The organism is Pseudomonas californiensis (assembly GCF_021147775.1).
Taxonomy (GTDB): domain Bacteria; phylum Pseudomonadota; class Gammaproteobacteria; order Pseudomonadales; family Pseudomonadaceae; genus Aquipseudomonas; species Aquipseudomonas californiensis.
In genome coordinates, this window is record NZ_JAGTPK010000001.1 from 76,011 (window position 1) to 90,274 (window position 14,264).

A 14,264-nucleotide genomic window follows, 5' to 3' on the forward strand; every position below is an offset into this window, starting at 1 on the left:
GCAGGCAAAAAAAATGGCGTCCCGAAGGACGCCATTTTTTCGAATCTACCTGTCTGTTACTTGCGTTTCATGGACAGGAAGAACTCGTCGTTGGTCTTGGTCTGCTTGAGCTTGTCGATCAGGAACTCGATAGCCGCTACCTCGTCCATCGGGTGCAGCAGCTTACGCAGGATCCACATGCGCTGCAGTTCGTCATCAGCGGTCAACAGCTCTTCACGGCGTGTGCCGGAGCGGTTGATGTTGATGGCCGGGAACACGCGCTTTTCAGCGATCTTGCGATCAAGAGGCAGCTCCATGTTGCCGGTACCCTTGAACTCTTCGTAGATGACTTCATCCATCTTCGAGCCGGTTTCAACCAGCGCGGTAGCGATGATGGTCAGCGAGCCGCCTTCTTCGATGTTTCGCGCAGCACCGAAGAAACGCTTTGGCTTCTCGAGGGCGTGAGCATCGACACCACCGGTCAGTACCTTGCCGGAGCTCGGAATGACGGTGTTGTAGGCGCGAGCCAGACGAGTAATGGAGTCAAGCAGGATAACGACATCTTTCTTGTGCTCGACCAGGCGCTTGGCCTTCTCGATCACCATTTCGGCAACCTGCACGTGGCGGGTTGGCGGTTCGTCGAACGTCGAGGCAACCACTTCGCCGCGCACGGTGCGCTGCATTTCGGTTACTTCTTCCGGACGCTCATCGATCAGCAGGACGATCAGATGCACTTCCGGGTTGTTACGCGTGATGTTCGACGCAATGTTCTGCAGCATGATGGTCTTGCCCGCCTTCGGCGGTGCAACGATCAGACCACGCTGACCTTTGCCGATAGGTGCACACAGATCGATCACGCGACCGGTGAGGTCTTCTGTGGAACCGTTACCGGCTTCCATCTTCATGCGTATGGTCGGGAACAGCGGCGTCAGGTTTTCGAACAGAATCTTGTTCTTGGCGTTTTCCGGACGGTCGTAGTTGATCGTGTCGACCTTGAGCAGAGCGAAATAACGCTCACCTTCTTTTGGAGGACGGATCTTGCCAACGATGGTGTCGCCGGTACGCAGGTTGAAACGGCGGATCTGGCTTGGGGAGACGTAGATATCGTCTGGGCCGGCCAGGTAGGACGCGTCTGCAGAGCGCAGGAAGCCGAAGCCGTCCTGGAGGATCTCCAGCACGCCATCACCTGAAATTTCCTCGCCACTTTTAGCGTGCTTTTTGAGCAGGGAGAAAATCACATCCTGCTTGCGCGAACGGGCCATATTTTCTATGCCCATCTGTTCGGCCATTTCGAGCAGATCGGTAATCGGCTTTTGCTTGAGTTCAGTCAGGTTCATATAGGGATGACGTAATCATGTATGGAGGGGGAAATTAAGCTTTTGGCTTAATGAGGCCGCGCCGCAGAGAAGGCGACAGGGTCGCGTACTAAATCGAAAGGAGAGAGTCGGCGACAGCTAGCAGGGGGCAACGGAGAAGCCGTTGCGGGGCCGAATGTACCACTTGATTTTTGAGGCGTCTAGTACGGTGCCCAAAAAAACCCCGCAGATCGCGGGGCTTTGGAACGCTTCAGATGTTGGCGTCGAGGAACGCAGCCAGCTGCGATTTCGACAGAGCGCCCACTTTGGTCGCTTCAACATTGCCGTTCTTGAACAGCATCAATGTCGGGATACCGCGCACGCCGTGCTTGGCCGGGGTTTCCTGATTCTCATCGATGTTGAGCTTAGCTATGGTCAGTCTGCCTTCGTAAGTGCCGGCGATTTCGTCCAGAACCGGGGCAATCATCTTGCATGGGCCACACCACTCGGCCCAATAGTCAACCAGAACCGGACCCTGAGCCTTGAGCACATCGGCTTCAAAGCTGGCGTCGGTGACGTGTTTGATCTTATCGCTACTCATGGAAGTCTCCGAGGTCGTAGGTGAAAAATGACGTCCATCATAGCGACCCTAATGCCATTCAGGAAGCGAAGGTTCATTGAGTCTGGCTATGGGCGCGCATTACTCAGGGTATAGCGCATCCTCAGTTGGAAGGCGAGACGAAGACAATTCCAGTGCGCAGCGCCGCGCCTCTTATATGTTCCTGCATGGCTTTTTGCGATGACCCCGAAGCGTGACGGGCGAGCGCCTTGAGAATCTTGCGGTGCTCCTGCCAGGTTTCCATGACTCTGGACGCCCGAATGAAAGGCATTTTCTGACTTTCGAGGAAGATGTCCGCACCTGCCGTGACGATTCCCAGCATGGCCTGATTACCGCTGGCCACCAGAATATGCCTGTGGAACTCGAAATCCAGCCGGGCGGCGGCTTCGAAATCACCGGCGCGCAGTTCCAGACGCATGGTTTCGACGTTGTCTTCGAGCACGTCCCGTTCGTCGGCGGTCAGTGTCACGGCAGCCAGCCCCGCAGCGAAACCTTCAAGAGCGTATCGCAACTGAAAGGTGTCCGCCGGGGAAACCTGAGCATCGAAAGGCCATGAAAATCCGCCCGTGCGCTGTTCTGGTTCAGAATTTGACTGTACGAAGACGCCCTTGCCGGGCTGCACGCTGACCACGCCCAGGGCGCTGAGTGACGACAGCGCCTCGCGCAGGGACGCACGACTGACACCCAGCAAAACTGCCAGGTCGCGCTGCGACGGCAGGCTGTCCCCCGGCTTGTAGCCTTGCTCGGCAATCAATTTGCGGATTGCTCTGAGGGCTGATTCAGGTACTGCGAGCGAATTTTGCGGCATCACTGTTCAGGCCAGTCAGTCCAGTAAAAATCCCTTTTATCGCCATCCGACCCATTCGGCAAGTGATGCCCAGCGCTGGGGCGACGTGGTCTGGCGGCGCGCCAAAGCGGGGCGCAGTGCGTGGCAACTGTTCAGACCAGTAAGACCAAAAACGAGCTGAGAGCCTTGAAAACAGGATGAAATATGCGCGATGGCATGGGCTGTGCACTGGGTATTGGCCAACATCTTTCGTTCCGCCCGGAGATTTCTCATGACCAAGCGTTACAGCGCCCTGCTTACTGCATTGTTTGCCAGTCTGATGCTGAGCCAGACCCCAGCCCATGCCAATGGCTTGGACGATGTTGTAGCGCGTGGCACCCTGAAGGTCGCAGTGCCTCAGGATTTCCCGCCGTTCGGCTCGGTCGGTCCTGACATGAAGCCACGTGGTCTGGACATCGACACCGCACAACTGCTGGCAGACAAGTTGAAGGTCAAGCTGGAGCTGACGCCGGTCAACAGCACCAACCGTATTCCGTTTCTGACGACTGGCAAGGTGGATCTGGTGATCTCGAGCCTGGGTAAAAACCCGGATCGCGAGAAGGTCATCGACTTCTCCCGCGCTTACGCACCCTTCTATCTTGCGGTGTTCGGGCCACCTGATGCGCCGATCAAAGACATCGCTGATCTGAATGGCAAGACCATCAGCGTTACCCGTGGCGCCATCGAAGACATCGAGTTGTCGGCCGTTGCCCCTCAAGGCGCAACCATCAAGCGCTTTGAAGATAACAACTCGACCATCGCCGCCTACCTGGCTGGTCAGACCGACCTGATTGCCAGCGGTAACGTGGTCATGGTCGCTATCAGTGAACGCAACCCCAAGCGTATTCCGGCGCTGAAAGTGAAACTCAAGGACTCGCCTGTCTATGTTGGCGTGAACAAGGGTCAGCCAGAGCTGTTGGCCAAGGTCAACGAAATCCTTAATGCGGCAAAAGCTGACGGCACGCTGGAAAAAGCGTCGACGACCTGGCTGAAGCAGCCTCTGCCAAGCGATCTCTGATCAACGTTTACTGATCACAGGACCCGCCAATGGCTTATCACTTCGACTTTACACCGGTCCTGCAGAGCATTGATCTGCTGCTGCGCGGGGCTTTGTTCACGCTGGAACTGACCGCCATTGGCACGTTGCTGGGCGTCAGCCTGGGGATCGTCGGCGCTGTCGTTCGGGCCTGGAAGATCCAGCCCTTTGCGACGATCTTCGCGGTGTACGTAGAGCTGATCCGCAATACGCCGTTTCTGGTCCAGTTGTTCTTCATCTTCTTCGGTCTGCCGTCGCTGGGCGTGCAGATTTCGGAATGGCAGGCCGCCGTATTGGCGATGGTCATCAATCTGGGTGCCTACTCGACGGAGATCGTGCGGGCCGGCATTCAGGCGATTCCCAAAGGTCAGCTGGAGGCCGCGGCAGCACTGGCGATGAATCGCTACGAGGCGTTTCGCTATGTGGTGCTCGTCCCGGCACTGGGCAAGGTCTGGCCGGCATTGAGCAGCCAGATCATCATCGTCATGCTCGGTTCAGCGGTGTGCTCGCAGATTGCGACGGAGGAGCTGAGCTTTTTCGCCAACTTCATTCAGTCCCGCAACTTCCGGTCGTTCGAGACCTACATTGTGACCACGCTTATCTATCTGTGCATGGCGCTGCTGATCCGCCAGTTGCTGGCATGGATCGGGCGTCGTTACATCTCGAGGAGCCGCTGATGGACTTCACCCTCTGGGACATCCTGCGCAACCTGCTGACCGGCCTGCAATGGACAGTGGCCCTGTCGCTGGTCGCGTTTATCGGCGGCGGTCTTATCGGCCTGCTGGTGATGGGCATGCGCACATCGCAGAAAACCGGCCCACGTGTGGCCGCCACCTTATATATAGAACTGTTCCAGGGTACCCCGCTGTTGATGCAGCTGTTTCTGGTGTTCTTCGGCGTGGCCCTGATGGGCATGGATATTTCGCCGTGGGCTGCGGCTGCGCTGGCATTGACGCTGTTCACCAGCGCCTATCTGGCGGAAATATGGCGTGGGTGCGTCGAGTCGATCTCCAAAGGCCAGTGGGAAGCTTCTGCCAGCCTGGCACTGACACCGCTCGAACAGATGCGTTATGTGATTCTGCCTCAGGCGCTGCGCATTGCCGTTGCGCCCACGGTCGGTTTTTCGGTGCAGGTCGTCAAAGGCACTGCGGTGACCTCGATCATCGGCTTCACCGAGCTGACCAAGACCGGCAGCATGCTGGCCAATGCCACGTTCGAACCTTTCATGGTCTATGGCTTCGTCGCCCTGGGCTATTTCATCCTTTGCTATCCCTTGTCGCTGTGTGCGCGCCATCTGGAAAGGAGACTGCATGCCTCTTCTTAGAATTTCCGCCCTGCATAAATACTACGGCGATCATCACGTACTCAAAGGCATCGATCTGACCGTCGAAGAAGGCCAGGTGGTCGCGATCATCGGTCGCAGTGGTTCGGGCAAAAGTACCCTGCTGCGCACACTGAACGGGCTGGAGTCGATCAACGACGGCGTGATCGAAGTGGATGGCGAGTACCTGGACGCTGCGCGCGCCGATCTGCGCACTCTGCGTCAGAAGGTCGGCATGGTGTTCCAGCAGTTCAACCTTTTTCCGCACCTGAGCGTGGGCGAAAACGTGATGCTCGCGCCTCAGGTTGTACAGAAAGTGTCCAAGGCCGACGCCGCTGTTCTGGCAAGAAAGATGCTGGAGCGTGTCGGGCTGGGGGAAAAGTTCGATGCCTTTCCGGATCGTCTGTCCGGTGGTCAGCAGCAGCGTGTGGCGATTGCCCGGGCTTTGGCCATGTCGCCCAAGGTACTGCTGTGCGACGAAATCACCTCGGCGCTTGACCCGGAACTGGTCAGTGAAGTGCTCAGCGTGGTGCGCCAACTGGCTGCCGATGGCATGACGCTGATCATGGTGACCCACGAAATGCGCTTCGCCCGTGAAGTGGGCGACAAGCTGGTGTTCATGCACCAGGGCAAGGTGCATGAGGTGGGCGATCCGAAAGAGCTGTTCGCCAACCCCAAAACCCCAGAGCTGGCCAACTTCATCGGCAGCGTAGAGCACGCCTGATATCCAGCCCTGCGCTTTACTTGCTGACCCTCAGAGGGCGCATCTCTCGCAAATGCTTCAATCGCTGTGGGAGTGAGCTTGCTCGCGAAGGCTGAGGGTCAGGCGACGCATCTCTGGCAGGTGTACTTCATTGCCCTTGAGTAGCAATTCAGGCTTCTATTCATGGCGTTTGGGCATCATTCCATGCCGTTCGGTGCTGTACCGGGTCCTGTGGACGCCTTAATGCCGCTGTTCTTGCGGAGTGTGTTCCAGAACTTGGGGTATTTGACCCGCCCGGACAGCTTCGCGTTGGCGGCGGGCATGGTTCGTGGCACGATGGCGCGGTTATCGAACGGGATTTCCTGACCATGCCGCAATCAAAACCCAAGAATCTTTCACTGATCGCCGCTATCGACCTGGGCTCCAACAGCTTCCATATGGTCGTGGCAAAAGCCAATCAGGGCGAAATTCGCATTCTTGAGCGCCTGGGCGAGAAGGTACAGCTGGCCGCCGGCATCAATGAAGAGCGCCAACTCACCGAAGAATCCATGCAGCGCGGGCTTGACTGCCTCAAGCGCTTTGCCCAACTGATCAACGGCCTGCCGCTTGGCGCGGTCCGTATCGTGGGTACCAATGCATTGCGCGAAGCGCGCAACCGCAACGATTTCATTCACCGTGCCGAAGAAATCCTCGGCCATCCGGTGGAAGTCATCTCGGGCCGTGAAGAAGCCCGTCTGATCTATCTCGGCGTTTCCCATACGCTGGCCGATACTCCAGGCAAGCGCCTGGTTGCCGACATCGGCGGCGGTAGTACCGAATTCATCATCGGTCAGCGCTTCGAGCCGCTGCTGCGCGAAAGCTTGCAGATGGGGTGCGTCAGCTTTACCCAGCGCTATTTCCGCGACGGCAAGGTCACACCAGCACGTTATGCGCAGGCTTATACCGCCGCGCGTCTCGAGATCATGAGTATCGAGCATGCGCTGCATCGTCTGAAGTGGGATGAAGCGATCGGCTCGTCCGGCACCATTCGCGCCATTGGCCTGGCACTCAAGGCCAACGGCTACGGGGCCGGTGAGGTAAACGCCGAAGGGCTGGCGTGGCTCAAGCGCAAACTGTTCAAGCTGGGCGACGTCGAGAAGATCGATTTTGACGGCATCAAGCCTGATCGTCGGGCGATTTTCCCGGCCGGTCTGGCCATTCTGGAAGCGATTTTCGACGCGCTTGACCTGAAACGTATGGACCATTGTGAAGGCGCTCTGCGTGAGGGCGTGCTGTATGACCTCATGGGTCGTCATCATCATGAAGATGTGCGTGAGCGTACGCTCAGCTCGCTGATGGACCGCTATCACGTTGATCTGGAACAGGCAGCTCGCGTCGAAAGCAAGGCGCTGCATGCGCTGGAACAGGTCGCCGTCAGCTGGGAACTGCAGCACGAGAGTTACGCCGAACTGCTGAGTTGGGCCGCCAAGGTGCATGAAGTCGGGCTGGATATTGCCCACTATCACTACCACAAGCACGGCGCCTACTTGATCGAACACTCCGACCTGGCGGGTTTTTCACGCGAAGACCAGCAAATGCTCGCGCTGCTGGTGCGCGGTCATCGCCGTAACATTCCCAAGGACAAGTTTGCCGAGTTCGGCGATGAAGGCATCAAGCTGATTCGCCTGTGCGTGCTGCTGCGCTTTGCGATTCTGTTCCACCACATCCGCGGTACCCAAGAGATGCCGCGCGTGGTGTTGCGTGCCGACGGTCCGAACCTGGATGCAGAGTTCCCGGACGGCTGGCTGGAAAACAACCAGCTGACTCAGGCCGACTTCGCGCTTGAAGCGGAGTGGCTGACCCGAGTCGGCATCGTCTTCAGCGTACGCTGAGGACCGGGTTGCTCAGGCGCTCGAGCAGAGTCGCCTGGGCGCTTCGAGCGTTCTGGTTGCCGGTCGGCGTGCTGCGCACGTAACGCCCGTCTGACTGCAGCAGCCAGCTGTGGGTGTTGTCGGTCAGGTAGCTCTCCAGCTCCTTTTTCACACGCAGGATCAGTTTCTTGCCTTCCACCGGGAAGCAGGTCTCGACACGCTTGTCGAGGTTGCGCTCCATCCAGTCGGCGCTGGACAGGAACATCTGCTCGTCGCCGCCGTTGAGGAAGTAGAACACCCGCGTGTGCTCCAGGAAGCGGCCGATGATCGAGCGCACATGAATGTTGTGCGAGACACCGGCGATGCCCGGACGCAAGCAGCACATGCCGCGCACTACCAGATCGATACGCACGCCAGACTGGCTGGCCTTGTACAGCGCCCGAATGATTTTCGGGTCTGTCAGCGAGTTGAACTTGGCGATGATGTGCGCAGGCTTGCCGTCGAGCGCAAATTGCGTCTCACGGGCAATCATGTCGAGCATGCCTTTTTTCAGGGTGAACGGCGCGTGCAGCAGTTTCTTCATACGCAGCGTCTTGCCCATGCCGATCAACTGGCTGAACAGTTTGCCGACGTCTTCGCATAACGCATCGTCAGAGGTCAGCAGGCTGTAGTCGGTATACAGACGGGCGTTGCCTGCGTGGTAGTTGCCGGTGCCCAAATGCGCGTAACGCACGATTTCACCGGCTTCCCGGCGCAGGATCAGCATCATCTTGGCGTGCGTCTTGAAGCCGACGACACCGTAGATGACGACCGCGCCCGCTGCCTGCAAGCGACTGGCCAGTTGCAGGTTGGACTCTTCGTCGAAGCGGGCACGCAATTCAATGACTGCGGTTACTTCCTTGCCGTTGCGCGCGGCATCGACAAGGGCGTCGACGATTTCCGAGTTCGCGCCGCTGCGGTACAGCGTCTGACGCACCGCCAGCACGTGCGGGTCTTTTGCCGCCTGGCGCAGCAGATCGACCACCGGCGTGAAAGATTCGAATGGGTGCAGCAAGAGGATGTCCTGCTTGCTGACCACGCTGAAGATGTTCTCGCTGTTCTGCAACAGCTTGGGGATTGCCGGAGTGAACGGCAGGTATTGCAGTTCCGGATGGCTGTCGAGCCCAGTGATGCTGAACAGGCGCGTCAGGTTGACCGGGCCGTTGACCTGATACAACTCGGACTCGTTCAGGTTGAATTGCTTGAGCAGGTAGTCAGACAAATGCTTGGGACATGTGTCTGCCACTTCCAGGCGTACGGCATCGCCGTAACGACGCGAGAACAGCTCGCCGCGCAGCGCGCGTGCAAGGTCTTCCACGTCTTCAGAGTCCAGCGCCAGGTCGGCGTTACGGGTCAGGCGGAATTGATAGCAGCCCTTGACCTTCATGCCCTGGAACAGGTCGTCGGCGTGGGCATGGATCATGGATGACAGGAACACGAAATTGTCGCCCGGCCCGCAGACATCTTCCGGCACCTTGATGATGCGTGGCAGCAGACGTGGCGCAGGAATGATCGCCAGGCCCGAGTCACGGCCGAACGCATCAATACCTTCAAGCTCGACGATGAAGTTCAGGCTCTTGTTGACCAAAAGCGGGAACGGATGCGTCGGGTCCAGGCCGATCGGGGTGATGATCGGTGCGATCTCGTCACGGAAGTAGCGACGCACCCAGGTTTTGAGTTTGGTGGTCCAGTGACGGCGGCGGATGAAGCGCACCTGATGCTTTTCAAGTTCAGGCAGCAGAATATCGTTGAGGATCGCGTACTGACGATCCACATGACCGTGGACCAGCTCGCTGATCCGGGCCAATGCCTGGTGAGGCTGCAAGCCATCGGCACCCGCCTGTTCACGGGCAAAGGTGATCTGCTTCTTGAGACCCGCCACGCGAATCTCGAAGAACTCATCCAGGTTGCTGGAGAAAATCAGCAGGAACTTCAGCCGCTCCAGCAGCGGATAGGACTCATCGAGCGCCTGCTCCAGTACCCGTATGTTGAACTGCAGTTGAGACAGTTCACGGTGGATGTACAGGCTGCTGTCGTCCAGGTTGGGAACGACGATAGCGGGCACCGCGGCAACAGGTGCCTCGACGGCCGGTATGACTTCGATCTCGGGCTCAACCATGGGCGTTGCCTCCTGAACATCGACTTCAACAGCGGCTTCGATGATTCCTTCGGTATTCATGAATGATCCTGTGAGGCTATTGCCCTTTCAGCAGTTGGGCAGCGCGTACGGCAAAGTAAGTCAGAATGCCGTCAGCACCTGCGCGTTTGAAGGCGGTGAGGGATTCAAGGATCACCCCTTCACTCAGCCAGCCATTCTGGATCGCGGCCATGTGCATCGCGTACTCGCCGCTGACCTGATAAACAAAAGTCGGCACCTTGAACTCATCCTTGACCCGATGAAGGATGTCCAGATAAGGCATGCCGGGCTTGACCATGACCATGTCCGCGCCTTCAGCAAGATCGGCAGCCACTTCATGCAGCGCTTCGTTGCTGTTGCCCGGGTCCATCTGATAGGAGGCCTTGTTGGCCTTGCCCAGATTGAGTGAAGAACCTACCGCATCGCGGAACGGACCGTAATAAGCGCTGGCGTACTTGGCCGAGTAGGCCATGATGCGCACATTGACATGCCCTGCCAGTTCCAGTGCTTCACGGATGGCCTGAATGCGACCGTCCATCATGTCGGACGGGGCGACGACCTGAGCACCGGCGTCGGCATGCGACAGCGCCTGCTTGACCAGCGCATCGACCGTTATGTCGTTCTGTACGTAGCCTTCTTCATCAAGGATGCCGTCCTGACCATGGGTCGTGAACGGATCCAGCGCCACATCAGTGATGACGCCCAGTTCCGGGAAGCGGTCACGCAACGCACGGGTTGCACGCTGGGCAATACCTTCAGGGTTCCAGGCTTCGGCGCCATCGAGGGTTTTCTTCTCGGGCGGCGTGACCGGGAACAGCGCCAGCGCCGGAATACCCAGTGCGACCCAGCTCTCGGCTTCCTTGAGCAGCAAATCAATGGTCAGACGCTCGACGCCAGGCATCGAGGCGATGGTTTCACGACGGTTTTCACCATCGAGCACGAATACGGGAAGAATCAGATCATCGACGGTGACTACGTTTTCACGTACCAGACGACGAGAAAATTCGTCGCGGCGATTGCGACGCAGACGAGTGAGAGGAAACAGGCGGTTAGCGGGGGTAAAGCTCACGGCGAGACTCCTGAGCCCGCATACGCGGGCAAGCGCGACAGTTATAAGCCGTCATTATGACCAATGTGTGACAGTCATGGTTCGACCTGCGACTGCAGGCCGCAGCCATGCGACCTGTAAGGATCGGTCATTGTGGTTGCAAGAATCTTTAACGTCGAGACACATATCGACACTTTCATCCTTGCCTTGGGCGAGTTAGGCTGCGCGTTCATTTCGCCAGCATCCAGACAATGCTCCAGAATTTCTTGAATGAATTCGGCTACTTTGCCCTCTTCCTAGGCACCTTCTTTGAAGGCGAGACCATTTTGGTTCTTGCCGGATTCCTGGCGTTCCGTGGATACATGGACCTTAATATCGTGATTATGGTGGCCTTCTGCGGAAGTTACGCGGGCGATCAGTTGTGGTATTTCATGGGGCGCAAACACGGCCGCAAACTGCTTGCACGCAAGCCCCGCTGGCAGCTCATGGGTGACAAGGCGCTCAGACTGGTGCGCAAGCACCCGGACATCTGGGTGCTGAGTTTTCGTTTTGTCTATGGCCTGCGAACGGTCATGCCGGTGGCCATCGGTCTGTCTGGCTACCCACCTGGGCGCTATCTGTTGCTCAACGGCATTGGTGCTGCGGTCTGGGCAGCAGCGTTGGGTTCGGCGGCTTACCACTTTGGCGCCGTTCTCGAAGGTTTGCTGGGCAACGTCAAAAAATACGAGCTTTGGGTGCTGGGCGCACTGGTGCTGCTGGGTCTGGGCCTCTGGCTGCGTCGGCGCATCAAGAATGCCCGCATCGCACGCGAAGAAAAGCGTTACTGCGGTTCGGCGGCAGCGTCGGATCTCGACACGCCTGCTGAGGTCCCTGTCGACCTGACGAAAAAAACCGACGACTGATTGCAGCGTCGAGCAATACCCCCGAGCGCAGGCCTACGGCCTCGCTCGGTGGCCGCGCACTGTCGTGGCCTGCCCTCTTGATGTCTTGTGTCCCTGCCCTTCCTGCCCGCCCTGATTGACGCCTCGACTCGACTGATACTGAACAGACGGCGGACAATGCGATCCATTGGTAGACGCGTCATGAGAAAACGCGGCTCGACCCAGGGTCGCTCAAGTCAAGGAGTCGAGGTTATGCAAAAGAAAGTGGCGGTGATCCTGTCAGGCTGCGGTGTCTACGATGGTGCCGAAATCCACGAAAGCGTCCTGACTCTGCTGCGTCTGGATCAGCGCGGTGCACAGGTCCAGTGTTTTGCGCCGGACATTGATCAGCATCATGTCGTCAATCACCTGACCGGCGAAGAAATGCCCGAGAAGCGCAATGTGCTGATCGAGTCGGCACGTATCGCCCGTGGCGAGGTGAAGGACATACGCGAGGCGAGTGTCGAAGAGTTTGATGCGCTGATCATTCCGGGCGGCTTCGGCTCGGCGAAAAACCTTTCCGATCTTGCGCTGCAAGGCGCTGAATGCAGAGTGGAGGCCGGTCTGCTGGCGTTGGCTGAGGCGTTTGCCGAAGCGGGCAAGCCGGTGGGTCTTATCTGTATCACTCCGGCGCTGGCGGCGAAAATCTACGGCCCTGGCGTGACCTGTACGATTGGCAACGATGCGGAGACGGCGGCAACCATCACAAAAATGTGCGGGATCCACGAAGACTGCAATGTGGATGACATTGTGGAAGACAGCGCGAGGAAGCTGGTCAGCACGCCGGCATACATGGTCGCTAAAAGCATCGGTGAGGCCGCATCAGGCATCAACAAGCTGGTTGACCGGGTGCTGGAGCTGACGCATGAGCAGGATGCCTGAGAAGGCCTCTGAGCTGTTCTGAGGCGGCTCGTTATAAGCGGTCGGCTTTTGCCCCTGCTGCCCTGAACGAAAAAAGCTCGCCGTCAACGTTTCCGTCGACGGCGAGCTTTTTTGGCTTTGCGGAGTTACATGCTGCTATACAGCGGGAAGATCCCCATCAGCAGTGCAGCGACCAGAATGCACATGCACACCAGGATCGCCCATTTCAGCGTGAAGCGCTGATGATCACCAAACTCGATACCGGCCAGAGCCACCAGCAGGTAGGTTGAAGGCACCAACGGGCTGAGCAAGTGCACGGGCTGACCGACGATCGAAGCGCGTGCCATTTCCACTGGCGTGATGCCGTAGTGGGCAGCTGCTTCTGACAGCACCGGCAATACGCCGTAGTAGAACGCATCGTTGGACATGAAGAAGGTAAACGGCATGCTCACCAGAGCGGTGATGACCGCCAGGTAAGGGCCCAGTGCGTCCGGGATCACGGCCAACAGGCTTTTCGACATGGCATCGACCATGCCGGTGCCGGTCAGAATGCCAGTGAAGATGCCTGCTGCGAAGATCAGGCCGACCACTGCCAATACACTACCGGCGTGGGCCGAAACACGATCTTTCTGATCCTGCAGGTTCGGGTAGTTGATGATCATCGCGATACTGAAGGCGATCATGAACAGCACAGGCAGAGGCAGCAGGCCCATGATCAGTGCAACCATCAATACCAGGGTCAGGCCGCCGTTGAACCAGATCAGTTTAGGGCGACGTGCATCCGGGAACTGTGAAACGCTGATTTCGCTGTGATCGACTTCATCACCCTGCAGGTGCAGCTCACCCAGGCGAGCACGTTCGCGTTTGCCGTAAAAGTAGGCAATCGCCAGAATCGCGACAACGCCCGCCAGCATCGCCGGAATCATCGGGACGAAAATGTCCGACGCATCAACGTGCAAGGCACTGGCGGCACGAGCAGTAGGTCCGCCCCATGGGGTCATGTTCATCACGCCGCCTGCCAGAATGATCAGGCCTGCCATGATCCGCGGGCTCATGCCGACGCGGCTGTACAGTGGCAGCATCGCGGCCACGCAGATCATGTAAGTGGTTGCACCGTCACCGTCCAGCGAAACCACCAGCGCAAGTACTGCGGTACCGACCGAAATGCGCATCGGGTCGCCCTTCACCATCTTCAGGATCTTGCGCACGGCCGGGTCGAACAGGCCGGAGTCGATCATCAGGGCAAAGTAGAGAATGGCGAACATCAGCATGACGCCGGTAGGCGCCAGCTTGGTGATGCCTGCGAGCATCATCGGGCCTATCTGCGCGGCAAAGCCACCAAACAGAGCGAAAATGATTGGGACCAGAATCAGGGCGATCAGCGCGGTCATGCGCTTGCTCATGATCAGGTACATGAACGCAATGACCATGGCAAAGCCAAGGAAAGTCAGCATAGGGATACTCCAGACGTAATACGGCTACAGAACGAGGAAGTGAGCGAATCAGCTCAGCAGGAGCGGTACGTGGAGGTTGGGCGCAAGGAGGGTGTACATCGGGAAATCAGCAAGCATCGGAATCACCATTATTGTTGTTAATTGGGCCGGGCGATCACGCGGAGTGAACACCCTGG

13 protein-coding genes are annotated in these 14,264 nt (G+C 58.1%); 7 read left to right on the forward strand and 6 right to left on the reverse strand.

Annotated features, from left to right (window positions below):
• Positions 1-56 precede the first annotated feature (56 nt).
• From rho to KDX37_RS00410, 3 genes are all read right to left on the reverse strand, one after another.
• Positions 57-1,316 (reverse strand): transcription termination factor Rho, encoded by a 1,260-nt coding sequence (gene rho, locus KDX37_RS00400; RefSeq protein ID WP_032625122.1) that lies wholly within the window; start codon positions 1,314-1,316, stop codon positions 57-59.
• A gap of 229 nt (positions 1,317-1,545) precedes the next feature.
• Positions 1,546-1,875, reverse strand: coding sequence for a thioredoxin TrxA (gene trxA, locus KDX37_RS00405; protein ID WP_231650606.1), 330 nt, complete (start codon positions 1,873-1,875; stop codon positions 1,546-1,548).
• Between the two features lie 121 nt (positions 1,876-1,996).
• On the reverse strand, positions 1,997-2,701 hold the full coding sequence (locus KDX37_RS00410; protein WP_231650607.1) for a FadR/GntR family transcriptional regulator: 705 nt from the start codon (positions 2,699-2,701) through the stop codon (positions 1,997-1,999).
• Between the two features lie 250 nt (positions 2,702-2,951).
• On the opposite strand from KDX37_RS00410, the gene KDX37_RS00415 reads away from it, so the two are divergent.
• The 5 genes from KDX37_RS00415 (at position 2,952) to ppx (ending at position 7,650) form a co-directional block, all read left to right on the forward strand.
• Positions 2,952-3,737, forward strand: coding sequence for a transporter substrate-binding domain-containing protein (locus KDX37_RS00415; RefSeq protein ID WP_231650608.1), 786 nt, complete (start codon positions 2,952-2,954; stop codon positions 3,735-3,737).
• A 29-nt stretch (positions 3,738-3,766) separates the two neighbouring features.
• On the forward strand, positions 3,767-4,432 hold the full coding sequence (locus KDX37_RS00420; RefSeq protein ID WP_231650609.1) for an amino acid ABC transporter permease: 666 nt from the start codon (positions 3,767-3,769) through the stop codon (positions 4,430-4,432).
• Positions 4,429-5,079, forward strand: a complete 651-nt coding sequence (locus KDX37_RS00425; protein WP_231650997.1) for an amino acid ABC transporter permease — start codon at positions 4,429-4,431, stop codon at positions 5,077-5,079. The genes KDX37_RS00420 and KDX37_RS00425 overlap by 4 nt, the downstream gene beginning before the upstream one ends.
• Positions 5,066-5,800, forward strand: coding sequence for an amino acid ABC transporter ATP-binding protein (locus KDX37_RS00430; RefSeq protein ID WP_231650610.1), 735 nt, complete (start codon positions 5,066-5,068; stop codon positions 5,798-5,800). The genes KDX37_RS00425 and KDX37_RS00430 overlap by 14 nt, the downstream gene beginning before the upstream one ends.
• A gap of 347 nt (positions 5,801-6,147) precedes the next feature.
• The gene (gene ppx / locus KDX37_RS00435) at positions 6,148-7,650 is read left to right on the forward strand and encodes an exopolyphosphatase (protein ID WP_231650611.1); all 1,503 of its coding nucleotides are present in this window, start codon (positions 6,148-6,150) and stop codon (positions 7,648-7,650) included.
• Here the strand turns inward: ppx and ppk1 are convergent.
• Positions 7,637-9,787 (reverse strand): polyphosphate kinase 1, encoded by a 2,151-nt coding sequence (gene ppk1 / locus KDX37_RS00440; RefSeq protein ID WP_231650998.1) that lies wholly within the window; start codon positions 9,785-9,787, stop codon positions 7,637-7,639. The two genes, ppx and ppk1, sit on opposite strands and share 14 nt — an antisense overlap.
• Positions 9,788-9,863: 76 nt before the next feature.
• On the reverse strand, positions 9,864-10,874 hold the full coding sequence (gene hemB, locus KDX37_RS00445) for a porphobilinogen synthase (RefSeq protein ID WP_231650612.1): 1,011 nt from the start codon (positions 10,872-10,874) through the stop codon (positions 9,864-9,866).
• Between the two features lie 230 nt (positions 10,875-11,104).
• Between hemB and KDX37_RS00450 the strand changes: the two genes are divergently transcribed.
• Positions 11,105-11,755 carry a DedA family protein gene (locus KDX37_RS00450; RefSeq protein ID WP_231650613.1) on the forward strand — a complete coding sequence of 217 codons (651 nt, stop codon included), beginning with the start codon at positions 11,105-11,107 and terminating at the stop codon, positions 11,753-11,755.
• Between the two features lie 231 nt (positions 11,756-11,986).
• On the forward strand, positions 11,987-12,655 hold the full coding sequence (gene elbB / locus KDX37_RS00455; protein WP_231650614.1) for an isoprenoid biosynthesis glyoxalase ElbB: 669 nt from the start codon (positions 11,987-11,989) through the stop codon (positions 12,653-12,655).
• A 125-nt stretch (positions 12,656-12,780) separates the two neighbouring features.
• Here the strand turns inward: elbB and KDX37_RS00460 are convergent, their stop codons facing one another.
• Positions 12,781-14,088, reverse strand: a complete 1,308-nt coding sequence (locus KDX37_RS00460) for a CitMHS family transporter (protein ID WP_231650615.1) — start codon at positions 14,086-14,088, stop codon at positions 12,781-12,783.
• Between the last annotated feature and the right edge of the window lie 176 nt (positions 14,089-14,264).